The sequence below is a fragment of the Micromonospora sp. NPDC048868 genome (assembly GCF_043198195.1).
GTDB classification, from domain to species: Bacteria; Actinomycetota; Actinomycetes; order Mycobacteriales; family Micromonosporaceae; genus Micromonospora; species Micromonospora reichwaldensis.
Window position 1 is genome coordinate 22,510 of sequence record NZ_JBICUN010000029.1, and the last position, 24,404, is coordinate 46,913.

General features: G+C 75.1%; 9 protein-coding genes. 2 read left to right on the forward strand and 7 right to left on the reverse strand.

Annotated features, from left to right (window positions below):
• The first annotated feature begins 174 nt into the window (after positions 1-174).
• Complete coding sequence (locus tag ACGFNF_RS29100) at positions 175-1,272, forward strand: NAD(P)/FAD-dependent oxidoreductase (RefSeq protein WP_393172048.1); 1,098 nt, start codon at positions 175-177, stop codon at positions 1,270-1,272.
• Between the two features lie 21 nt (positions 1,273-1,293).
• Here the strand turns inward: ACGFNF_RS29100 and ACGFNF_RS29105 are convergent, their stop codons facing one another.
• The 7 genes from ACGFNF_RS29105 to ACGFNF_RS29135 all read right to left on the reverse strand — a co-directional run bounded on the left by ACGFNF_RS29105 (position 1,294) and on the right by ACGFNF_RS29135 (position 10,879).
• The gene (locus ACGFNF_RS29105) at positions 1,294-2,442 is read right to left on the reverse strand and encodes an MFS transporter (RefSeq protein ID WP_393172050.1); all 1,149 of its coding nucleotides are present in this window, start codon (positions 2,440-2,442) and stop codon (positions 1,294-1,296) included.
• Positions 2,443-2,838: 396 nt separating this feature from the next.
• A complete protein-coding gene (locus ACGFNF_RS29110; protein ID WP_132239261.1) occupies positions 2,839-3,696 on the reverse strand; it encodes a family 3 encapsulin nanocompartment shell protein in 858 nt (285 codons plus the stop codon).
• Positions 3,693-4,430: a hypothetical protein gene (locus tag ACGFNF_RS29115; protein ID WP_393172052.1), complete on the reverse strand. Its 738-nt coding sequence runs from the start codon at positions 4,428-4,430 to the stop codon at positions 3,693-3,695. Before ACGFNF_RS29115 ends, ACGFNF_RS29110 begins: the two co-directional genes overlap by 4 nt.
• Positions 4,431-4,488: 58 nt before the next feature.
• Positions 4,489-5,472, reverse strand: a complete 984-nt coding sequence (locus ACGFNF_RS29120) for an aldo/keto reductase (protein WP_357578329.1) — start codon at positions 5,470-5,472, stop codon at positions 4,489-4,491.
• Positions 5,473-5,516: 44 nt separating this feature from the next.
• On the reverse strand, positions 5,517-8,642 hold the full coding sequence (locus ACGFNF_RS29125; RefSeq protein WP_393172055.1) for an amino acid adenylation domain-containing protein: 3,126 nt from the start codon (positions 8,640-8,642) through the stop codon (positions 5,517-5,519).
• Between the two features lie 448 nt (positions 8,643-9,090).
• On the reverse strand, positions 9,091-10,659 hold the full coding sequence (locus ACGFNF_RS29130; RefSeq protein WP_393172057.1) for a fatty acid--CoA ligase: 1,569 nt from the start codon (positions 10,657-10,659) through the stop codon (positions 9,091-9,093).
• Between the two features lie 37 nt (positions 10,660-10,696).
• Complete coding sequence (locus tag ACGFNF_RS29135) at positions 10,697-10,879, reverse strand: hypothetical protein (RefSeq protein ID WP_393172059.1); 183 nt, start codon at positions 10,877-10,879, stop codon at positions 10,697-10,699.
• A gap of 547 nt (positions 10,880-11,426) precedes the next feature.
• Between ACGFNF_RS29135 and ACGFNF_RS29140 the strand changes: the two genes are divergently transcribed.
• Positions 11,427-24,398: an SDR family NAD(P)-dependent oxidoreductase gene (locus ACGFNF_RS29140; RefSeq protein ID WP_393172061.1), complete on the forward strand. Its 12,972-nt coding sequence runs from the start codon at positions 11,427-11,429 to the stop codon at positions 24,396-24,398.
• Positions 24,399-24,404 lie beyond the last annotated feature (6 nt).

The window sequence follows — 24,404 nt, forward strand, 5'->3', positions numbered from 1 at the left end:
CGCCGCACCGGCGGGCCGGGCGGCTCGCCCGCAGCCGCGGCCGTGGACTCCGGCTGCTGCCGGGGCCAGGGCTGCGGCCGTGGCCGTGGCCGTGAACTCCGGCTGCGGCTGCGGCGGGAGATCGATGTTCGGCGGGCCTTGTCCGCACAGGGCCCGCCGACTACCGTTCAATCGATGATCGACTATCTGGTCATCGGCGGCGGAATCGCGGGCGCCAGCGCCGGACACCACCTCGCCGCGTACGGGACCGTGGTGCTGCTGGAGATGGAGCAGGTCCCCGGCCAGCACTCCACCGGCCGCTCGGCCGCCGTGTTCTCCGAGTACTACGGCGGGCCGGCGGTGCGCGCGCTGACCCGGGCCAGCCGGGGCTTCCTCACCGCACCGCCGCCGGGGTTCGCCGAGCACCCGCTGCTCACTCCGCGCGGCACGCTCAGCCTCTGCCCACCGGGCAGCGAGGACGCCTTCGAGGCCGCGCTGCGCGACGGGGCCGAGGTGGACCCGCCGGCCCGCGAGATCGACGTCGCCGACCTGCCCCGGCACTGCCCCGTCGTGCGGCCGCAGTGGTGCCGGCGGGCGATGGTGAAGCCGGCCGTACGGGACCTCGACGTCGCCGCGCTGCACCAGGGCTACCTGCGCGGCATCCGGGCGGCCGGCGGCCGGGTCGTGTGCGGCGCGCGGGTCCGCCGGCTGCGGGGCGGCGGCGACGGTTGGCAGGTGGACACGGACGCCGGCGAGTTCAGCGCCCGGGTCGTCGTCAACGCGGCGGGCGCCTGGGCCGACGAGGTCGCGACGGCGGCCGGCGTACGACCGGTGGGGTTGACGCCCCTGCGGCGCACCGCTTTCCTGGTGGACGCGCCGGCCGGCGTCCCTGCGGGGGACTGGCCGATGGTCAACGACGTCGACGGCACCTTCTACTTCAAGCCGGAGTCGGGGCGCCTGCTGGTCTCCCCGTGCGACACCACTCCCGTGCCGCCGGGCGACGCCCGCCCCGACGACCTCGACGTGGCGATCGGCGCCGACCGGGTGCAGGCGGCGACCACACTGGACATCCGCCGCGTCCACCAGCCCTGGGCCGGGCTGCGGACCTCCGCCCCGGACGACGTGCCCGTGATCGGCCCGGCGCCCGACGCGCCGGATTTCCTCTGGATGGCCGGGCTCGGCGGCTACGGCGTCCAGACCTCGCCGGCGGCGGGCGCCCTGCTCGCCGCGTTGGCGGTCGACGCCCCGCCCCCGGTCGATCCCACCCCGCTGTCCCCGTCCCGCCTCCCCTGAAGATCGACTCCGCCGCCAACCTCAGGAGCGGCGGGGCAGCATCGTCCACGCCGAGAGGGCCGCCGACAGCAGCGCCGCCAGCAGCATCACCTGGAAGACCGCCGGATAGCCGGCCATGCTGGCGACCAGGCCGGCCAGCGGCGCCCCGGCCACCAGGCCGATGTCCCAGAACGAGGTGAACGCGCCGAGCGCCGTCCCCTGGTGGGCCGGGTCCGTACGGTTGATCACCAACAGGGCCAGTGCCGGGAAGAGCAGCGAGAGCCCGGCGCCGATCACCAGCCCGCCGAGGACCGCGACCAGCAGGTTCGGCGCGACCGCGACCAGGAGCAGCCCCACCGCTTCCACCAGGGCCGACCCGACGGCCACCCGGCCGGCGCCGAGCTTGTCGGGCAGCCCGCCCACGACGAGCCGGACCCCCACGTAGGTGAAGCCGAACGCGTTGAACGCGACGATGCCGTTCTCGATGCCCCGCTCGGCCATGTGCAGGGCCACGAACGCGGCCAGCGCGGCGTAGCCGAACCCGGCCAGGGAGAGCGCGACGCCGGGCGCCACCGCGCTGCGCGGCAGGATGCCGGCCCGGCCCGCCGGGCTCGCCTGCTGCGGCCGCGGCCGGGTGGCGACGAGCGCGGCCCCGACGGCCGCCGCCAGGACCGCGAACAGCCACACCGCCGGATAACCGGAGGTACGCAGCAGCACCGCGCCGAGCAGGGCGCCCAGCGTGATGCCCAGCCACATGTAGATGCCGTACAGGCCGACGACGCGGCCCCGCCGGTCGGCCGGCGCCAGCGCCACCAGCCAGGCCGCGCCGGCGGTGTAGACGGCCGCCTCACCGATCCCGTGCAGGACCCGGACGCCGACCAGCACGCCGACGTTGCCGGCCACCAGGTAGGCCGCCCCGGCGGCGGCGCACACCACCGCCCCGCCCAGCATCACCGTCCGGTACCCGTGCCGGTCGCCGACCCGGCCGGCGATGGGCCGGGCGATCACGGCGGAGACCGCGATCGCGGCGATCACCACCCCCACCTGGACCCGGTTGCCGCCCAGCTCGTCGAGGACGTAGAACGGCAGCACCGCCAGGGACGCGCCCACGCCGAGCAGGCACAGGAAGATCGCGGCGAAGAGCGGGACGATGGGCCGGTAGAACGATAGTTTCCCGCCGGTCGTGGTCATGCGGTGACGCTCCTAGCCCGTGCTCCGTGAGGCCTTGCTGGGCGGTGAGGTGCTCCGGAGTCGCGGTTGCCGACGCAGGTCGAGTCCCCAGTGGATCGACCAGCGACCAGGCAGACCGAAAGCCGACCGGGCACCTCGCGCACAGGATAGCGGCATCGAAGCGGAACGATCCAATCGGCGAACTGAGACCGTCGGCGGAAGTGTCCGCACGTGGGACGCTGTCGAGCTGATGTCGCAGACGGTTCACCGCCGTCTGGCCACAATGGCCCGGACGGCGCCTGATGTCACAGACGACTCAGCTCGACAGCGTCACACACCCTCCCGCCCCGGACCGGCTCGGCGGCCACCACCGGCCACGCAGCACGGATCAACCGCCCAAGGCGGTATGACGAGGCGCTAGGCCGGTACGACGTGGAAGAAGTGAGTCGGCAGGTGCACGGCCAGTCCCTCGTGGATCTCGGCACAGACGGCCGGGCCGTCGGTCGACAGGGTGCCGGGCGGCGGGGTGTCGACGCGGATCGCGGACCGCCCCGCGTCCAGCAGACGGGCCGCCATCGCGAAGTCGCCCACCACCGCCTCGCCCGGCGCCACCATCCGCGTACGGCTGATCTGGACGCCGTTGCGGGTCAGGTCCGTCAGGAGGGAGCCCTTCCCGAGCAGGTGGGTGTAGTAGTCCCGCGGGTTGACGATCATCGCGTGCGGGGTGGCCCCGGTCTGCTCGATCTCGTCGCAGGCCGCGAGCAGGCCGCTGAGCCAGTCGTGCCGGTACGGCAGCCGCCCGATCTCCGGGTGCCGCAGCAGGCCGCCCTCGCCGATGGTCAGCGCCTGGTTCTCGGCCGTGGCGAGGCGGACCAGCAGCCGGTAGTCGATGAAGGAGGCAAGCGCCTCCGGGTCGTCGGCGAGCTCCTCGGGGATGCGCACCCAGGCGCGGATCGGGTGCACCCCGGCGGAGGCGGTGCCGAACCGGAAGGCGGCCTCCCGGCGTAGGCCCGACTCGTGCACGGCGGCGGCCTCGCCCGCGTCGGGCCGGCCCTCGGACCAGAACCGGACCGGCTCCATGCCGACCGGCCGCTTGCGGAACAGGTTGCGCACGGTCACCCGGGGGCGTTCCTTGGTCGGCTGGAAGGCGTCCGTGATGGTGTAGTCGAAGCGCACCTCGGCGCCGGCGGGATCGTCGGCGTACGCGCGGGCGAACAGCTCACCGGGCGACAGCGTCGACGGCGCGGTCACGGGCGGCGCGGTGGTGATGGTCATGAGTCCTCCCCGATGGAGATGGCGTGCCGGATCAGCCGCTCGTAGAAGGGCTGGTGGTAGTCGTGGTACGACCGCAGGGTGTCGTTGTTGGCGACGGTCGTCTCGAAGGACTTCTCGACCGGCGAGAAGCCCGAGGTGCGTTCGACGTCGAGGTGCCACTTGCGCGTACGCCGCCACTCGGTGCGCTCCCCCGGCGCCCAGTTCAGCGCCTCGGGCAGGAACGGCAGCCCCACGGCCTCGCACCAGGCCGACACCGTCTCCCCCGGGTGCCGCAGCAGGTCCTCGGCCCGGATCACCACCGGCGGCCGGTGCGCGGTCCGGCTGACCAGGTCGAACAGCTCCCACTGGTGCTCGTAGCCGATCTCCGGGCAGGTCACCGTCGGCTTGATCGCGTAGTGCGAGCTGATCGTGCGGGCCGGTTCCCGGACGATGAAGGTGTGCGTGACGTCGGCGATCGCCCCGGGATCGGCGAACAGGTGCCGGTAGCGGTATTCGAGCGTGTCCTTGACGAAGACGGTCCGGTCCCGGCCCAGCTCCGTCAGGTGCGCGACGACCTCGGCCGCGTCGGTCACCGTGACGGTGCCGCCGTCGGCGGTGGGCAGCTCGACGTGCCCCTCGTCGACGAGGGTGACCAGGGGCTCGTGGACGACCGTGACGTCGCCGCGGGCGATCATCATGCGCAGGAACGCGGTGGAGAGCGCCCGGGGGTGCGCCCACATGGCGATCACCGGCATGCCGGCCTCCCGTACCGCGTCTCCCGCCGCCGTGGGGCGGCGCCGCGGCGGGGCGCGCTCACTGCGACCACGACGTCGGCTTGCGGTCCCACCGGTGGCCGCGCAGCGTGTCCAGCAGCCCGGCGTCCAGCGGTACGCCGTCGCTGACGGCCAGGTTGGCGCGGACGTGCTCGGCACGGCGCATGCCGGGGATCACCGTGCTCACCGCCGGGTGGTGCAGGATGAACCGCAACGCCAGCTCCGGCATGGTCATCCCCGCCGGCACGTCGGCGGCCAGCCGCTCGGCGCGCTCCACGCTGGGCAGCAGGTTCTCCGGCCCGAAGTACGTGCTGCGCCAGTCCTCCTCCGGCCAGGTGCTGTCGGCGGTCAGCGTGCCGGTCAGCGTCCCCTCGTCGAACGGGACGCGGGCGATGATCGCGATGTCGTCGCGCTGGGCGCGCGGGAACAGCTCGTCCTCCGGCGCCTGGTCGAAGACGTTGTAGATGACCTGCACGACGTCGATCAGGCCGGTGTCGAGGGCGGCGTGGCAGTTCGTCGGCTCCCACCGGTTGACACTGATCCCGACGCCGTCGACCACGCCCTCCCGCTTGAGGTCCGCGACGGCCTCCTGCCAGCGGCCGTCGGCGGCCCACCGGTCCTCCCAGACGTGGAACTGGAGCAGGTCGATCCGGTCCACGCCGAGGTTCTCGAGGCTGCGGTGGGTGAACTCACGGATGTGCTCGGCCGGGAAGACGTCGTCCAGGGTGTCCTGGGGGCCGGGCGGCCACTCGCGGTTCTTCGGCGGGATCTTCGTGGCCAGGTACAGCCGGCGGTCCGGGTGCCGGCGCACCAGGCCGCCGAGGAGCTGCTCACTGACGCCCCGCCCATAGACCCAGGCGGTGTCGAAGAAGTTGCAGCCCCGTTCCACCGCCTCGTCCAGGCAGGCCGGCGCGGTGTCGTAGTCCCAGCCGGTGAAGCCGCCGGGTCCGCCCCCGATGCCCCACATCCCGTACCCGACCTCGCTGACCTGCCAGCCGAGCCGACCCATCCTGCGGTATCGCATTCCACTCCCTCATCCGTGCCGGAAATCGCGTCGCGCGCGACCGGTCACCCTGGTCCCGCCGGCAGCAGCAGCCGGTCGGCCTCCCGCCCGTCGTGCGCGCCCAGCCAGGCGCGGTAGGCGCCGACGGACGGGCCGAGCCGGTGGTCGGTGAAGCCCCGGCGGCGTTCCAGCTCGGCGCAGCCGTCGCGCCGGAAGAGCCGGGGGTTGTCGGTGAGCAGCGTCGCGAAGACCGCGCGCAGCCGCTCCTCGTCGGCGCCCGCGCCGGGCGGGAAGAGGGCCAGCAGCACGGCGGCGTCGCGGTCGCCCCCGTCCGCCGCCTCGCGCAGCCCCGCCAGGAACCGCGCGCAGCTCACCCGGGGCAGGGCGTCCGCGCCGCCCAGCGGCAGGTCGGTGAAGTCGACGCTCACCGGGTGCAGGACGTGCAGCGTGCCGCCCCACTGGCGCGGGTCGACGACCGTGGCGACGATCCGCCGGGCGGCCCAGTCCACCGGCGTCCAGTCGGAGCGCACGGACGCGTCGGGCCGCATCCCCAGCCGGTGGCAGGCCGCCAGCAGCAGGTGGGTCAGGGCCCGGGGGTTGGGGTGGCCGTCGTCGGCCGCGGGCATCACCTCGCCGAGGCGCAGCACCGTGACGGTCGCGCCGCGCCGCCGGGCGTCGTCGAGGTACCGCTCCGCCACCCACTTCGACCGGCTGTAGCCGCTCGTCGGCGCGACGGCGAGGGCCGGGTCGTACGTCTCGGGCAGCGGCTGCGGATGGCGGGCGGCCTCGCTGTCGAGGACGCCGAGGGTGGAGACGTGGTGCAGCGGCTTCGGCCGTCCCGTCAGGCACAGCCGCAGCAGCTCGGCGGTGCCGAGGACGTTCGCGGCGCGGTGGGCCCGGTAGTCGAACAGGAAGTTGACGAGCGCCCCGGCGTGCAGCACGAGGTCGCAGTCGTGGGCCAGCCGGTCCCACGCCTGCGGGGTCAGGCCGAGGGCCGGGCTGCCGAGGTCGGCCGCGTACGCGTGCAGGCGCGGGTCGTGGCCGGGCCGCCACAGGCCCCGCTCGGCCAGCGCGCCCACGACGCGGGCGGTGGCCTCGGCGTCGTCGGCCGCGCGGGCCAGGCACAGCACCCGGACGTCGGTGGTGGCGAGCAGCTCGTGCACCAGGCGCGCGCCGACGAAGCCGGTGGCCCCGGTGACCAGGACAGTACGCGGCGCCCGGCGCCGGCCGACGGGGCGTACGGGCAGGTCGGCCGGGATCTTCGCGTCCCGCTCCACCAGCTCGTCCTCGGTCTCGGTGGGATCGGCCGTGCGCAGCCGTACGGCGAGCGCCCGGGCGAGCCGGGCGGCGCTGCGGTGGGTGAACAGGTCCTGCACGCCGACGCGCAGGCTCTGGTCCGCGCCGAGGGCGGTGACCGCGTCGAGGGCCTGGAGCGAGTCGCCCCCGGCGTCGAGGAAGTCGGTGTCGGGGTCGAGGTCGGGCCGGCCGAGGACCGTCCGGAACACCCCCAGCACCCGGTCGGCCAGCGTCCGCGCCTCGGCGGGCGCGGCCGACGGGCGGGTCCGGTCGGCGAGCGTGCGGTCCAGCCATGCCTCCAGCGCCTGCCGGTCGACCTTGCCGTTGCCGGTCAGCGGCAGCGCGTCGCGCACGACGACGTGCCGGGGCACGTGGGTGCGGGGCAGCAGCCCGCGCAGGTGCGCCCGCACCAGCGGCTCGGTCACCTCGGGGTCGGCGGCGAGGAAGAGGGCAAGCGACTTCCCCCGGTGCTCGCGGGCCAGCAGCACCTTCGCCAGCCGTACGCCGGCCAGCCGGGTGGCGGCGGTCTCGATCTCGCCCGCCTCGATCCGGACGCCGTTGACCTTGAGCTGGTGGTCGCGGCGGCCGGCGAAGTGCAGCCGGCCGTCGGGGGCGATCCGGCCGAGGTCGCCGGTGCGGTAGAGCCGGGCCCCCGGGATGTCGGGCAGCGGGTTGGGCACGAACACCTCGGCGGTGCGGGCCGGATCGCCGAGGTAGCCCTCGCCCAGGCAGACACCGCCGATGACGATCTCGCCGGTCTCGCCCGGCGGCAGGGGGCGCAGCTCGTCGTCCACGACGGCGGCGTGGCAGTTGTCGATGGGGCGGCCGATGGGGATGACGTCACCGTCGCCGCGGGCGACGGTGTGGAAGATCATGCCGATCGACGCCTCGGTCGGGCCGTAGCCGTTGGTGACCGCCACGCCCGGCACCAACTCGACCAGCCGGTGCACCGCCCAGGGGTCGATCTCCTCGCCGCCGACGATCACGTTGCGCAGCGAGGCGACGGCGCGCCGGGCCGCCGGGTCCCGGTCCAGGACCGACACCAGCGCGCCGAGCACGCTCGGCACGAAGTCGGTCATCGTGACGGTCTCGTCGGCGATGGTGCGGATGGTCCGCTCGACGTCGAGGAACCCGCCCTCGACCGGCACCACGGTGCGGCCACCTGTGGTCAGCGGCCAGAACATCTGCCACACCGACGAGTCGAAGGTGTGCCGGCTGTTCTGGAGCACCACCTCGTCGCCGGTCGCCGCGAAGTGCCGCGTCATGAACCGCAGCCGGTTGGCGATGCCGTCGTGCCGGTTCAGTGCGCACTTCGGGGTGCCGGTGGTGCCGGAGGTGAAGATGCCGTAGATCAGGTCGGCCGGGCCGATCGGCACGCCGGGCCGGCGGCGGGTCGGGGTGATCTCGTCGAGGTCGACGGGCAGGCAGGGGATGTTGCCGGTGTCGGGACGCTGGCCGGTGCCGCGTACCACCGCGAGCCGGGGCCGCACCTCCCGCAGCGCGGCGTGCAGCCGGTCCGCCGGCCAGCCGGGATCGACGGGCACGAAGGCCGCGCCGAGCTTCATCAGCGCCAGGTCGACGACGGGCAGTTCGAGCCCGTCGGCGATCAGGACGGGCACCACGTCGCCCCGCCGGACGCCCCGCCCCGCGAGGGCGGCGGCGACGCCGTTGGCCAGGTCGTCGAGTTCGCGGTACGTCAGCGAGCGGCCCCGGAACGACACCGCCCGGCGGTGCGGGTGCCGGTCGACGCGCTCCTCGACCATGCCGGGCACGGCCAGGAAGGGCCGGTCGTCGTACGCCTTCCCGGCGGCCGCCGCAGTGGTGGCGGTGCACCGGCAGGTGGGCCCGTCGGAGACGGGAACCGCCGCCGCGGATCCGGTGTCGCCCGCCCTCATCACGCCTCCTGTCCCCGTGCCCGAAGGCCTGTCGTCATGCTGCGTACGGGACGAATCCGACCCGACGCGCAGCAAGGGTAGTTATCGGCGCCGGTCGATGCCCTGGCTGCCGGTCATGGACACTAGAGGGCCGATCGATGGGAGGGAATATGCAACTTTCTGCTACATCGATTCCCGTCACTTGAAAGTGGTGACCGTGCTCCCCGCGCGCCGCCCGTCCGGCGGGCAGGCCCCCCACCAGGGAATCCTTCGCCCGCCTGGCGGCGTACACGGAGATTCCACGCTGGACCGTCGGCCACGCGCGGAGGCGTACCGGCGGGACGGACCGACGCCCCCGCCACGCGACGAGCAGGCGCGATGACGGACGGTAGCCAGTGACGCGCGGTCCGTTCGGGCCGGTGCAGCGGGTCGCGGGTGCCCCGCTCGCCGACCACCGCCGTCATCGTGATCAGCTCACCCGGCGGTCGTGCCCCTGCCAGAAACGCTCCCGCAGCTCGCGGCGCAGGATCTTCCCGCTGGGGTTGCGCGGCACCCGGTCGATGAACTCGTAGTGCAGCGGCTGCTTGAAGCCGGCGAGCTGGCCGCGCAGGTGCAGCGCCAGGTCTCGCTCGGTGAGCTGCTGCCCCTCCACCGGCACCACGAACGCGTAGACGGCCTCGCCCCAGCGCTCGTCCGGCACGCCCACGACCGCCGACTCGGCGACCAGCGGATGACGGCTGATCACGTTCTCGACCTCGACCGGGTAGACGTTCTCCCCCGAGACGATGATCATGTCCTTGATCCGGTCCCGGATGTACAGGTAACCGTCCTCGTCCAGCAAGCCGGCGTCCCCGGTGACGACCCAGCCGTCGACGAGCGTCTTCGCCGTGGCCTCCGGCAGGTTCCAGTACTCCACCATCACGCCCGGCGAACGCAGCCAGACCTCGCCGACCTCGCCGGCCGGCAGCGGGTCGCCCTTGTCGTCCACGATCTTGACCTCGAAGCCCGGGTACGGTAGCCCCGCCGACTGCATCTTGCCGCCGTCCGGGGTGTGGTCGGCCGGGGGTAGGCAGACGGCGGAGTTGCCGGTCTCGGTCAGGCCGTAGATCTGGGCGAACTCGCAGCCGAAGCCCTCGATGCAGCGGGCCAGCAGCGCCGTCGAGATGGGCGCGCTGCCGTAGACGATCTTCCGCAGCGAGGCGAAGTCCGCCTTGGTGACCCCGGGCTCCGCGAGCAGCAGTCGCAGCATCGAGGGCACCGCGAGGATGGTGGTGACGCGCAGCGATCTGATCAGCTCGACCGCGCCCGCAGTGTTGAACTCGCGCATCAGGACGTTCGTGGCGCCCGCGGCGAAACCCATCGCCGCCCACGACAGGCCGCCGATGTGGAATCCGCCGTTGCAGAGCAGGCTGACGTCGCTCTCGCGCAGGTCGAGCCAGTCCAGGTTCTCCGAGGCGAGCCCGTCGCGTACCGCGAAGAAGCTGCGGTGCGCCAGGACGACGCCCTTCGGCAGCCCCGTCGTGCCGCTGGTGTACATCTGCGCCAGCGGCGTGTCGGACGTGACCTTGGCCAGCACGTTCGCGTCCGGCTGCGCCGACACCCAGGCCGCGAAGCCGGCGCGGGCGACGCCGTCGGCGTCCAGCGCGACCACCTGCCGCAGCATCGGCAGCTCCGGCGCCAGCTTCTCGGCGACCGGGGTCGAGTCGGCGTCGACGAAGAGCAGGGCGGCGCCGGAGTCGCGCAGGATGTGCTCGACCTCGCCGGCGGCCAACCGCCAGTTGATCGGCACGAACACCACGCCGATCTTCGCGGCGCCGAAGAGCAGGTCGTAGAAGTGCTCGGACTCCTTGCCGAGGTAGGCGACGCGGTCCCCGGGGCGCAGGCCCGCCGCCTGGAGGCCGCGTGCCACCTGGTTGCTGACGCGGTGCAGGGTGGCGTAGTCGACGCGCCGGCCCTCGCAGATGATCGCGACGGCTTCCGGCTGCTGGGCGGCGTGCCGGCGTGCCACGTCGACGAGCGTGCGCAACTGAACGGTCACCAAGTCCTCCTCAGTGGACGTACGGGTGGGGGGCGGCTCACGCCGCGTCGGCCTGGGAACGCATGCCGGGCGGGCTGACCGGCGCCATCCGCACCTCGCACCCGGCGATGCCGCCGTCGTCGTCCGGAAGACGCGGGGGCAGGTCGACGATCTGGACGGACTCGCCCTCCGCACTCGCCAGCCCATCGGCCGCGCTGTGCCTGGCCCGCGACGTCGTCATCGCCGTTCCTCCTTGCGCACGAGTGCGAACTGAACGTAATCAGCGCGCGTCCATCACCCGGTAACAGCGGAAGAACTGGCCCACGGGCCCGATTCGGACCCCCCGTACCCGTGGGTGCAGGCGTCACCCGCACCAACGGCCGTCGTCCCGGCAGTTACCCGAGCGTGGACGGGCTGGGGGCACCATGGGCGCGCGGGCGGTCCCTCCCGCCCGGCGCACCGCATCCGACAGCGATTCCTTCCGAGCGATCACAGCGAGGACGACATGGCGGACACGTGCCCGGTGCACGGGCATCGGCAGCTGATGGACGACGACCACTTCGCGCGCCCGTACGCGGCGTACGACGCCCCGAAGCGGTTCCCCCACCCGCCCTCCGGGAGCTGTGCACCCGCTTCCCGGACATCGGCCCCGCCGCCTCCCGGGAGTCGCTGAAGGTCAGGCGTACGCCGCTGGTGCCCGCCCTGGTGTCCCTTCCGGTCACGGTCCTGAGCGCATCCCCACCCACGGTCCGCATCACCACTGCTATCCGACAAGAGGTTGTTGAACCATGCCGCGTACCGATCTGCTCCGGCCCCTGCCCGAACTGCTCCGGACCAACGCCGACCGGTCCGGCAACCAGGTCGCGTACGCCGACTCGCGGCGGAACGTGACCCACGCGGAGCTGGAGATACGGACGGCGCGGCTCGCCGGCCACCTCGCCGACCTCGGCGTGTGGCCGGCGGACCGCGTCGTCGTCCTGCTCGACGGGGTCACGGCGGTGGAGAGCGTCCTCGCCGTCGTCCGGGCCGGCGGCATCGCGGTGCCGCTGGACCCCGCCCTGGACGACGCCGAGCTGGCCCGGCTGGTCGAGGACGCCGGCGCCGACGCGGTCATCACCGACGCGGCGAACGCGGCGCGGGTGGCCGTGTCGGTCCTCGTCGTCGACGGCGGGCACGACGGCGACGGGCACTCGTTCGAGAAGCTGGCGACGACCGACCCGGCGTCGCCGCCCCAGGACGACGCCGGCCTCGACGACCTGGCGTTCCTCACCTGGACGGCGGGAACGACCGGCCGCCGCAAGGGTGTGCTGTCCACGCAGCGCAACGCGCTGTGGCCCGCCGCCGCGGCGACGTACGTGGCCGGACTCGGGTGGACAGCGGACGACCGGGTGCTGTGGATGCTGCCCGTGCACGCCTGCTTCGGGCAACTCCTCGCCGCCACCGCGGCGGGGGCGTCGGTACGCCTCGCCGGCGGCCTCTCCCCCGACGAGCTGCGGGCCGCGCTCGCCGCGCAGGGCAGCACCGTGCTGGTGGGCGCCGGCGCGACGCACCGCGCCCTGCTGGACGCCCCGGGCCCCGACCCACGCGGGGTACGGATCGCGCTGGCCGTCGGACCCGTGGACCCGGCGCTGCGCGGGCCCTTCGAGGCCGCGTTCGCCGCGCCGCTGCTCACCGGCTACGTGACCACCGAGACGTCCGGCCTGATCGCGGTGAGCTGGCCGGGCGGCGACGCGGAACGACGCTGTCTGCCCCTGCCGGGCCTGAGCGTGCGGGTGGTCGACCCCGCATCGGGCGCCGACCTGGGCCCCGGGCAGGAGGGCGAGGTCTGGGTCAACGGCCCGAACGTGATGGCCGGCGGCTACCACGACCTCGCCGCCGAGACGGCCGAGGCGCTGCGCGGCGGCTGGTACCGCACCGGCGACCTGGCCCGCCGCGACGACTCCGGGCACCTCACGGTCACCGGCCGGCTGGCCGACGCGGTCGAGGTCGGCGGCGAGCGGGTCCGGCTGGACCGGATCGACGCGGTGCTGCGCGCCGCGGCGGGGGTGGCCGACGCGGCGGCCCTCGCCGGGCCCGACGGTCCCGTCGCGTTCGTCGTCGGGTCCGACGTGGACGCCGCCGGCCTGCTGGCGCGGTGCCGCGCGGAACTGCCCGCCGCGGCCGTGCCGGTCGAGACGTACCTGGTGCGGGAGATCCCCCGCACCACCCTCGGCAGCCCCGCCCGGCACCGGCTCCCCGAGCTGCCCGCCCGCCTGATCGGCGCGGCCGGATCGCTGCCCGACCGGCTGCACGCGCTGCGCTGGGAGCCGGCACCGGAGCCCGACTCCGGGTCGGACCCCGGTCGGCTCGCCTGGGCGGTCGTGGGCCCGCCCGAGCTGACCGCCGACCTCACCGACGACGACCTCACCGTCGACAGCTACCCCGACCACACCGCGCTGTCCGAGCTGCTGGCGCGGGTGCTCGACGGGGACCACCCGGCGGACTCGCGCCTGGTCGTACTGACCCGGGGCGGCCTGCACGGCGACGACGAGGCGGCCCCCGGGCAGGCCGCCGCCTGGGCGCTCGCGCGGGCCCACCAGCTCCGTCGCCCCGGCCGGCTCGTGCTCGTCGACGCCGACCGGGTCGGTGCCGAGGAGCTGCGCGCGGCCGTGGCCTGCGGCGAGGACGTGCTGGCCGTACGCGAGGGCGAACTGCTCGTGCCCCGGTACGCGGACGTCCCCGCCCTGCCCGGCGGCGCACCGTTGCGGGGCACGGTCGTGCTCGTCGCCCGGTCGTACGACGCGGCGCTCACCCGCCACCTCGTGGCGGCCCACGACGTACGCGAACTGGTCCTGGTGGGGCCGGACGACGTGCCGGCGGGCGCCCCGGCGGAGCTGGCGGCGTTCGGCGCCGAGGTCTGCGTGCACCCGGACGTGCCGTTCGCCCCGGAGACGCTGGCGGCCGTGCTCGGCGACCGGCCGGTCACCACCGTCGCGGCGGTGGACCTCACGGTCACCGAGACGCTGGCCCTGCACACCGCGCCGCTCGGGCGCGCCCCGGCCAACCTCGTGCTGCTCACCGACGGCCGCGACGTCGCCGCCACGGTCGCCGCCGACGCGCTGGTGCGGCACCGGCGCGCGCTCGGCCTGCCCGGCGTCTCCGTGGCGTGGAGCGCGCCGGGGTTCGCCCGGCCCCCCGCGACACGACGTAGCGCCCTCCTCGACGCCGCGCTGGCCTCGGGCGAGCCCTGCGTGGTCGCCGCGCGCCCCGTGCTGGCCGCCGACGCCGGCACCGACGGCGCCGGCAACGCCCTGGCCGAGCGGCTGCTGGCGACCCCGGCGGACGACCGGGTCGGCCTGCTGCGCGAACTCGTACGGGCCGCGACCGGCGAGGTCCTGGGCGACCAGGCGCCCGCGACGATCGACGGCGAGACGCCGTTCCGCCAGCTCGGCTACGACTCGCTCATCGCCGTGCAACTGCGCAACCGGCTCTGCGCCGCGACCGGCCTCAGCCTGCCGGCGAGCCTGGTCTTCGACTACCCGACGCCGGACATCCTCGCCAGCCACCTGCTCGACGCCCTGGGGCTGGGCACGGTCGAGGCGGCGCCGGCCACGGTCGAGTCGTACGACGAGAGCGAGCCGATCGCGATCGTCGGCATGGCCTGCCGCTACCCGGGCGGCATCACCTCCCCGGACGACCTGTGGCGGGTGGTCGCGGACGGCACCGACGTCATCGGCGAGTTCCCCACCAACCGCGGCTGGGACCTCGCGGCGCTGTTCGCGGGCGACGGCCCGGGCACGTGCAACGCGACCGCCGGCGGCTTCCTGCACGACGCGGACGAGTTCGACGCGGAGTTCTTCGGCATCAGCCCCCGCGAGGCGCTGGCGATGGACCCGCAGCAGCGGGTGTTCCTGGAGACCGCGTGGGAGGCGCTGGAGCACGCCGGCATCCCGCCGACCTCGATGCGCGGCAGCGACACCGCCGTCTTCACGGGCCTGCACGTGCAGAACTACGGCCGGCTCGGGCACAGCGAGGAGGACGGGGTCGACGGCCACCTCATCACCGGCACCGCGAGCAGCGTGGCGTCCGGCCGGGTCGCGTACGCCCTGGGCCTGGAGGGCCAGGCGATGACCGTCGACACCGCCTGCTCGGCGTCGCTGGTCGCCCTGCACCTGGCCGTACGCGCGCTGCGCTCCGGCGAGTGCGCGATGGCCCTGGCGGGCGGCGTGACCGTGATGGCCGGCACGGAGACCTTCACCGAGTTCTCCCGGCAGAACGGCCTCTCCCCCGACGGGCGGTGCAAGGCGTTCTCCGACGACGCCGACGGCACCGGCTGGGGCGAGGGCGTCGGCGTACTGGTGGTGGAGCGGCTCTCCGACGCCCGCCGCAACGGCCACCGCGTCCTGGCGGTCGTCCGCGGCTCGGCGGTCAACCAGGACGGCGCCTCCAACGGCCTCACCGCCCCCAACGGCCCCTCGCAGCAGCGGGTCATCCGCGCCGCGCTCGCCAACGCGGGCCTCGCACCCGGCGAGGTGGACGCGCTGGAGGCACACGGCACCGGCACGTCCCTGGGCGACCCCATCGAGGCCCAGGCGATCCTCGCCACCTACGGCCAGGGCCGCGAACAGCCGCTCCGGCTCGGCTCGCTCAAGTCCAACATCGGCCACACGCAGGCCGCCGCCGGCGTCGGCGGCGTGATCAAGATGGTCCTCGCCCTGCGCAACGGGCTGCTGCCGCGCACCCTGCACGTCTCGGAGCCGAGCCGCAAGGTGGACTGGTCGGCCGGCGCGGTGTCGCTGCTGACCGAGCCGGTCGCGTGGCCCGCCGGCGACCGGCCGCGCCGGGCCGCCGTCTCGTCGTTCGGGATGAGCGGCACGAACGCGCACGTGATCATCGAGGAGCCGCCCGCCGCCGACGCCCCGGTCGCCGACTCCCCCGCCGCGCCGCCGGTGCTGCCGTTGCTGCTGTCGGCGCGCTCCGAGCAGGCGGTACGGGAGCAGGCCCGCCGGCTGCACGACCACCTCGCCGACCGGCCCGAGCTGTCGGTCGCCGACGTCGGCCGGTCCCTCGTCACCACCCGGGTCGCCTTCGGCCACCGAGCCGCGGTCACCGGCGCCACCCGGCAGGACCTGCTCGACGGCCTCGCCGCCCTCGCCGCCGGTCAGGGCACCGCCGACGTGCTCACCGGCACCGCCCGCCCCGGCGGGCTGGCGTTCCTGTTCACCGGTACGGGCGCCCAGTACCTCGGCATGGGCACCGAACTCGCCGCCGCGTACCCCGTCTTCGCGGACGCCTTCGACGAGGCCTGCGCCGAGCTGGACCGGCACCTGGACAAGCCGGTACGCGAGATCATCCGCAGCGACGACCTGCACCGGTTCGCGTACACGCAGCCGGCCCTGTTCGCCTTCGAGGTCGCCCTCCACCGGCTCGTCGAGTCGTGGGGCATCCGCCCCGACTTCGTGGCGGGGCACTCCCTCGGCGAGCTCTCCGCCGCGTACGTGGCCGGGGTCTGGTCGCTCGCCGACGCCGCGAAGCTCGTCGCCGCCCGCGCCACCCTCATGGCGGCCCTGCCCCTGGGCGGCGTGATGGTCGCCGTGCAGGCCACCGAGGAGCAGGTCAGCCCGTACCTCAGCGAGCAGGTCGGCATCGCCGCCATCAACACCCCCACCGACCTGGTCATCTCCGGCGACGAGGCCGCCACCCTCGCCGCCGCCGAGCAGCTCGCCGCGCTCGGGCACAAGACCAAGCGGCTGCCGATCCCGCTCGGCGCCCACTCCCACCTGATGGACCCGATGCTCGACGACTACCGGGCCGTCGCCGCGTCCATCACCCACCACGAACCCCGCATCGGGCTGATCTCCACGGTCGACGGGCAGCCGCTGCGCTCCACGCCCGAGCACTGGGTCACCCAGGTCCGCCGGGCCGTACGCTTCCACGACGCCGTCGCCGCCCTCACCGCCGACGGCCGCGTCGAGACCTTCCTCGAGATCGGCCCCGACACCGTCCTGGCCACCACCACCGGCGACGCCACCGGCATCGCCACCATGCGCCGGGGGCAGCCGGAGACGCACAGCCTCGCCCGGGCCGTCGGCCACCTCTTCACCGTCGGGACGAGCCCGGACGCCGACGCCTACTTCCCCGGCGCCCGCGAGGTGCCGCTGCCGACGTACCCGTTCCAGCGGAGGTCGTACTGGCTGCGGCCCACGACCGGGAGCGACGTGGGCGCGGCCGGCCTCACCGCGGCGCGCCACCCGCTGCTCGGCGCGGTGCTGGGCGTCGTCGACACCGACCGGCTCGTGCTCACCGGGCGGCTCTCCCTGCGCGAGCAGCCGTGGCTGGTCGACCACGCCGTCCTCGACACGGTCCTGCTGCCCGGCACCGCGTTCCTCGAACTGGCCGCGCACGCCGCCGAGCACACCGGCAGCGGCACGATCGAGGAACTCACCCTCCAGGCCCCGCTGACCCTGACCGAGGAGCAGCGGGTCAACCTCCAGGTGTGGGTCGGCCGACCCGACGAGCAGGGCCGCCGCGAGTTCGGCGTGTACTCCCAGCCGGCCGGGCAGCCGCCGGGCGCGGAGTGGACGTGCCACGCCTCGGGCACGCTGGCCGACGCACCCGCGCCGGCCCCGGTGCTGGAGGAGTGGCCGCCACCCGGCGCGGAGCCCGTCGAGGTCGGCGACTTCTACGGCTGGCTGCTGGCGCGCGGATTCTGCTACGGGCCCGCCTTCCAAGGCGTCCAGGAGGTGTGGCGGCGCGGCGACGAGCTGTTCGCCCGGGCCACCCTGCGCACCGAGGACGAGCCGGCCGCCGTGCGCTACGGCGTACACCCGGCGCTGCTCGACGCCGCCATGCACCCGCTCGTGCTGCACCTCGACGGCGGCGGGAACCCGGGCGGCCGGGCCTGGCTGCCCTTCTCCTGGCGGGGGGTGCGGCTGCACCGCCGGGGGGCCTCGACGCTGCGGGTCCGGCTGACCCCGGCCGGCGAGAACACCCTGCGGGTGAGCACCACCGACGACGACGGCAACCCGGTGCTGAGCGCCGACGCGGTAGCGGTCCGGCCGGTCACGACGGACGGCCTGGCCGGCGCGAGCGGCCCCACCGCCGCGCTGTACCGCACGGACTGGGTGCCCGTGGCCGCCCCGACCGGCACCGGCACGCCCGACGTCGAGGTGTTCCGGGTCGAGGCGGGCGACACCGCCGACGCCGTACGACAGTCCCTCCACGAGACGCTGGCGACGCTTCAGCGGGCCGCGGCCGGCACCGCGCGGCTGGCCGTGGTCACCCGCGGCGGCGACCTCGCGGGCGCGGCTGCGTGGGGCATGGTCCGCTCCGCCCAGACCGAGCACCCGGACCGCTTCGTCCTCGTCGAGACCGACGGCACCGACAAGTCGGAGCGCGCCCTCGCCGCCGCGCTCGCCACCGGGGAGCCGCAGCTCGCCGTCCGCGACGGGGCGCTGACCGTGCCGCGGCTCGCCCGGCACTCCGCCGCCACCCCGGACGGCGCACTGTTCGACGCGACGGGGTCCGTCCTGATCACCGGTGGCACCGGCACGCTCGGCGCCGCGCTCGCCCGCCACCTGGTCACCCGGCACGGCGCGGAACACCTGGTCCTCGCCTCCCGCCGGGGCCTGGACGCGCCGGGCGCCGCCGCGTTGGCCGAGGAGCTGACCGCCCTCGGCGCCACCACGGTCGACGTCGTCGCGTGCGACACCGCCGACCGCGAGGCCCTGTCGGCGCTGCTCGACGGGCTCGCCCGGCCGCTGGTGGGCGTGGTGCACACCGCGGGCGTGCTCGACGACGGCATCCTGGAGTCGCTCACGCCCGACCGCCTCGACGCCGTCCTGCGACCCAAGCTCGACGCCGCGCTCAACCTGCACGAGCTGGCCGGCGACGTCGACCTGTTCGTGCTCTACTCCTCCGTCGCGAGCGTCATCGGCACTGCGGGACAGGCGAACTACGCGGCGGCGAACGCGTTCCTCGACGCCCTGGCCGCACAGCGCCGGGCCGAGGGCCGGGCCGCCACCTCGCTGTCCTGGGGCCTGTGGGCCGAGGCCAGCGCGATGACCAGCCAGCTCGGCGAGACCGACCTGGCCCGCATCGCGCGCGGCGGTCTCCTCCCGCACAGCGTCGAGGAAGGGCTCGCGCTGTTCGACGCCGCGTGCCGCTCGGACCTGGCGCACCTGGTGCCCGTCACCATCGACGTCGCCGCGGTACGCGCCGCCACGAACGCCGCGCCGCCGCTGCACGGCCTGGCCAGGGTGCCGCGCCGGCGGCAGGCCGCGACCCGGCCGGGCGCCACCGCGCTGGCCCGCGAGCTGGCCGGGCGCAGCGAGGAGGAGCAGCGCGGGCTGCTGCTCGACATCGTGCGTACGCAGGTCGCGACCGTGCTCGCCCAGCCGGACGCGGACGCCGTCTCCGTGACCGAACCGTTCCGCCAGCTCGGCTTCGACTCGCTGATGGCCGTCGAGCTGCGCAACCGGCTCAACACCGCGACGGGGCTGCGCCTGCCCGCGACGTTGACCTTCGACTACCCCACCCCGGAGGCCCTCGTCGAGTACCTGCGGGGCGAGCTGGGCGACCGGGAGGACGAACCGCGCCCCGTCGTGGCGGCGGTCGCCGCCCGCCCCACCGATGAGCCCATCGCGATCGTCGGCATGGCCTGCCGCTACCCCGGCGGCGTCGGCTCACCCGACGAGCTGTGGCAGCTGCTGCTCGACGGCCGCGAAGGCATCAGCGGCTTCCCGACCGACCGCGGCTGGTCGCTGGACACGCTGTTCGACCCCGACCCGGACACCCCCGGCACCAGCTACGTCGACCGGGGCGGATTCCTCCTCGACGCGGCCGGGTTCGACGCGGAGTTCTTCGGCATCAGCCCCCGCGAGGCGCTGGCGATGGACCCGCAGCAGCGGATCTTCCTGGAGACCTGCTCGGCGGCGCTGGAGAACGCCGGCCTCCGGCCGGACGCGCTGCGCGGCTCACCCACCGGCGTGTTCACCGGCCTCATGACGCACGACTACGCCGCCGGGGCGAGCGCCGTACCCGACGGTGTCGAGGGGTTCCTGGGCACCGGAACCGCGGGCAGCGTCGCCTCGGGCCGGGTGGCGTACACGTTCGGGCTGGAGGGGCCGGCGGTCACCGTCGACACCGCCTGCTCGTCGTCGCTGGTCGCCCTGCACCTCGCCGTGCAGGCGCTGCGCTCCGGCGAGTGCTCCCTCGCGCTGACCGGCGGCGTGACAGTCATGTCCACGCCCAGCCTGTACGTCGAGTTCTCCAAGCAGCGGGGTCTCGCCCGCGACGGCCGGTGCAAGTCGTTCGCGGCCGCCGCGGACGGCACCGGCTGGGCGGAGGGCGTCGGCGTACTGGTCGTCGAGCGGCTCTCCGACGCCCGCCGCAACGGCCACCGCGTCCTGGCGGTCGTCCGCGGCTCGGCAGTGAACCAGGACGGCGCCTCCAACGGCCTCACCGCCCCCAACGGCCCCTCGCAGCAGCGGGTCATCCGGTCGGCGCTGGCCAACGCCGGGCTGTCGGCCGACCAGGTGGACGCCATCGAGGCGCACGGCACCGGCACGTCCCTGGGCGACCCCATCGAGGCCCAGGCCATCCTCGCCACCTACGGCCAGGACCGCGAACGCCCGCTCTGGCTGGGCTCGCTCAAGTCCAACATCGGCCACGCCCAGGCCGCCGCCGGCGTCGGCGGGGTCATCAAGATGGTCCTCGCCCTGCGGCACGGGCTGCTGCCGCGCACCCTGCACGTCGACGAGCCGTCGCCGAAGGTCGACTGGTCGGCGGGCTCGGTCGCGCTGCTGACCGAGCCGGCCGAGTGGCAGCGCAACGGCCACCCGCGCCGCGCCGGGGTGTCCTCGTTCGGCGTCAGCGGCACGAACGCGCACGTGATCATCGAGGAGCCCCCCGCCGAGGCCGACAGCGCCGACGCCGGCACGCCACCGCAGGCCCTGCCGTGGCTGCTGTCCGCCCGCTCGGAGCAGGCCCTGCGGGAGCAGGCCCGCCGCCTGCACGACCACCTCGCGGCCCGCCCCGAACTGCCGGACGCCGACGTCGCGCGCTCCCTGGCCGCCCGGGTCCGGTTCACGCAGCGGGCCGCCGTCGTCGGGACCGACAGGCGGGAACTCCTCGACGGCCTCGCCGCGCTGGCCGCCGGCCAGGAGGCCGCCAACCTGGTCACCGGCACCCCCGGGGCCGGCAGGTTGGCGTTCCTGTTCACCGGGCAGGGCGCCCAGCGGCTGGGCATGGGCAGCGAACTCGCCGCCGCGTACCCCGTCTTCGCCGCCGCCTTCGACAAGGTCTGCGCCGCCCTCGACGCGCACCTCGACCAACCGCTGCGCAAGGTCATCGACACCGACGAGGTGCACCAGACCGGCTACACCCAACCCGCCCTGTTCGCCTTCGAGGTCGCCCTCTACCGGCTCCTCGAATCCTGGGGCGTCCGCCCCGACCACCTCGCCGGACACTCCATCGGCGAACTCGCCGCCGCCCACGTCGCCGGCGTCTGGGACCTCGCCGACGCCGCGAAGCTCGTCGCCGCCCGCGCCACGCTCATGCAGGCCCTCCCCACCGGGGGCGCCATGGTCGCCGTGCAGGCCACCGAGGAACAGGTCACCCCGTACCTCACCGACTCCGTCGGCGTCGCCGCCGTCAACACCGGCACCGACCTCGTCCTCTCCGGCGACGAGGCCGCCACCCTCGCGGCCGCCGAGGCACTCGCCGCGCAGGGCCACCGGACGAAGCGGCTCACCGTCTCCCACGCCTTCCACTCCCACCTGATGGACCCCGTCCTCGACGAGTACCGCGCCGTCGCCGACTCCATCACCCACCGGGAGCCCACCGTTCCCGTCATCTCCACCGTCGACGGCCGACCGCTGCGCTCCACCCCCGACCACTGGGTCACCCAACTGCGCCACACCGTCCGCTTCCACGAGGCCGTCGAGGCTCTCGCCGGCACGCACCACGTCGGCACCTTCCTCGAGATCGGCCCCGACACCGTCCTCGCCACGGCCGCCGCCACCGGCGACGCCACCACCATCGCCACCACCCGCCGGGGACAACCCGAGACCGCGACCCTCGGCAGGGCCGTCGGGCGACTCTTCACCGCCGGGGCCGGCCCCGACGCCGGCGCGTACCGGGCGGGCGCCCGCGAGGTGGAGCTGCCGACGTACCCGTTCCAGCACCAGCGGTACTGGCTGGTCCCCGACGAGGGGCCGGCGGACGCCGCCGGGCTCGGGCTCGGGGCGGCGGACCATCCGCTGCTCGGCGCGGTGCTGGCGCTCGCCGACTCCCAGCGGAGCGTGCTCACCGGCCGGCTCTCCCTGCGCGAACAGCCCTGGCTCGCCGACCACGCCGTCCTGGGCACGGTCCTGCTGCCGGGTGCCGCGTTCGTCGAACTCGCGCGGCGGGCCGCCGAGCACGTCGACCTCGACCGCGTCGAGGAGCTGACCCTGCACGCGCCGCTGGTGCTGCCGGCCGACGGCGCGGTACGGGTGCAGGTGGAGGTCGGGGAGCCCGACGAGGCCGGGCGCCGGCCGCTGCGGGTGCACTCCCGGCGCGAGGACGCCCTCGACGACGAGCCGTGGACGCAGCACGCGAGCGGCCTGCTCGACACCGCCGCGGAGCCCGAGGCCGGCTGGGCCGGTGAGTGGCCCCCCGCCGACGCCGTGCCGGCCCCGGTCGAGGAGCTGTACGACCGCATCGCCGACCTCGGCGTCGACTACGGCCCCGCGTTCCGGGGACTGGTGGCGGCCTGGCGGCGCGGCGACGAACTGCTCGCGGAGGTCGCGCTCCCCGTCGACGCGCCGGCGAGCCGCTTCGGACTGCATCCGGCGCTGCTGGACGCGGCCCTGCACCCGATCTCCCTGGCCACCGGGGCCGACGGTCCGCTGCGCCTGCCGTTCAGCTGGCACGGCGTACGGGTGCTGAACACCGGGGCGACGGCCCTGCGGGTGCGGATCACGCCCACCGCCGGCGACGCGTACGCCCTGGCGCTCGCCGACGCCACCGGCATGCCGGTGGCCACGGTCGAGTCCCTGGTCGCGCGCCCGGTGACCATCGAGCAGCTGCGCTCCAGCGCCGGTCCGGACGGGCTGCACCGGTTGGAGTGGCAGCCCGTCCCCACGCCCGTGGCCCCCGCCGGCGCCTTCGACGTGTTCCAGGTCGGGACCGGCACGGACGCCGAGGCGGTACGGGCCGCCGTGCACGACGCGCTCGCGGCGGTCCAGGAGTGGCTGCCCGGCGACCGCTCCCCGCTGGTGTTCGTGTCGCAGGGTGCGACCGACGGCACGAACCCGGCGGGCGCGGCGGTCTGGGGCCTGGTCCGCTCGGCGCAGACCGAGCATCCCGATCGTTTCGTCCTCGTCGACACCGACGACCCGGCTCTCGTCGGCGCGGCCGTCGCGACCGGCGAGCCGCAGGTCGCCGTACGCGACGGGATGCCGACCGTGCCGCGCCTCGCAACCTTCGCGGCCACCTCGGACCGCCGCCTGTTCGACCCGGCGGGCGCCGTGCTCGTCACCGGCGGCACCGGAGCCCTGGGCGCGGAACTGGCCCACCACCTGGTCACCGCGCACGGTGCGCGGCACCTCGTGCTGACCTCCCGCCGTGGCCCGGCCGCGCCGGGCGCCGCGGAGCTGACGGCCGAGCTGGAGTCGCTGGGCGCCAGGATCACGGTCGCCGCCTGCGACGCCGCCGACCGGACCGCGCTGGCGGAACTCCTGGCGTCCCTGCCCGACCTGGTCGGCGTCGTGCACGCCGCGGGCGTGCTGGACGACGGTACGGTCGAGTCGCTCACGCCGGAACGGGTGGACGCGGTGCTGCGGGCAAAGGTCGACGCGGCGTTGAACCTGCACGAGCTGGCCGGCGACGTCGAGATGTTCGTGCTGTTCTCCTCGGCGACCGGGGTGCTGGGCACGGCCGGCCAGGCGAACTACGCGGCGGCGAACGCCTTCCTGGACGCGCTCGCCGCGCGGCGTCGGGCGTCCGGCCGCACGGCGACGTCGCTGGCCTGGGGCCTGTGGCGCAGCGGTGGCGCGATGACCGGTGGGCTCACCGAGGCCGACCTCGCCCGCATCGGACGCACCGGCGTGCGGGCGCACACCGTCGAGGAGGGGCTCGCGCTGTTCGACGCGGCCTGCCGGACCGACGAGCCGTGCCTGGTCCCGATCAGGTTGGACGTGGGTGTCCTGCGCACGAGCACGTCCGCGCCGGCACCGCTGCGCTCCTTCACCCGCCCCCGGCGCGCCTCCTCGGCCGGCAGCGCGGCGTCGCTGTCCAGCCGGCTGGCCGGCCTCGCCGAGCCGGAGCAGCGCGAGGTGCTGCTGACCCTGGTACGCACGAACGTGGCCGCCGTGCTGGCCCACGACTCGGTGGAGACCATCGCGGCGGACCAGGCGTTCAAGCAGTTGGGCTTCGACTCGCTGACGGCGGTGGAGTTGCGCAACCGGCTCAACCAGGCCACCGGCCTGCGGATGCCGGCGACGCTGACGTTCGACCACCCCACGCCCGCGGCGCTCGTGGAGCACCTGATCGGGGAGCTGGGCGGCAACCAGGCGCAGCTCAACCTGCGCACCCTCGTCGACAGCATCGCCAGGGTCGAGGCGACGCTGGAGTTGGTGGACGCGACGCAGACGGCGGAGACGGACATCGCCGCGGCCCTGCAACGGCTGCTGACCAGGTGGCGCGACAAGTCCAGCCCCGCCGAGGCCACGGACCTCGCCTCGGTCACGGCGGACGACCTGTTCGACATCCTGGACAGCGAGCTGGACAACGCCTGACCCCGG

Bases quoted from the DNA above. Each gene is read 5' to 3' on its own strand.
- ACGFNF_RS29120 (WP_357578329.1), bottom strand. From the start codon at position 5,472: ATGCGATACCGCAGGATGGGTCGGCTCGGCTGGCAGGTCAGCGAGGTC.
- ACGFNF_RS29105 (WP_393172050.1), bottom strand. From the start codon at position 2,442: ATGACCACGACCGGCGGGAAACTATCGTTCTACCGGCCCATCGTCCCG.
- ACGFNF_RS29125 (WP_393172055.1), bottom strand. From the start codon at position 8,642: ATGAGGGCGGGCGACACCGGATCCGCGGCGGCGGTTCCCGTCTCCGAC.
- ACGFNF_RS29115 (WP_393172052.1), bottom strand. From the start codon at position 4,430: ATGCCGGTGATCGCCATGTGGGCGCACCCCCGGGCGCTCTCCACCGCG.
- ACGFNF_RS29135 (WP_393172059.1), bottom strand. From the start codon at position 10,879: ATGACGACGTCGCGGGCCAGGCACAGCGCGGCCGATGGGCTGGCGAGT.
- ACGFNF_RS29110 (WP_132239261.1), bottom strand. From the start codon at position 3,696: ATGACCATCACCACCGCGCCGCCCGTGACCGCGCCGTCGACGCTGTCG.
- ACGFNF_RS29100 (WP_393172048.1), top strand. From the start codon at position 175: ATGATCGACTATCTGGTCATCGGCGGCGGAATCGCGGGCGCCAGCGCC.
- ACGFNF_RS29140 (WP_393172061.1), top strand. From the start codon at position 11,427: ATGCCGCGTACCGATCTGCTCCGGCCCCTGCCCGAACTGCTCCGGACC.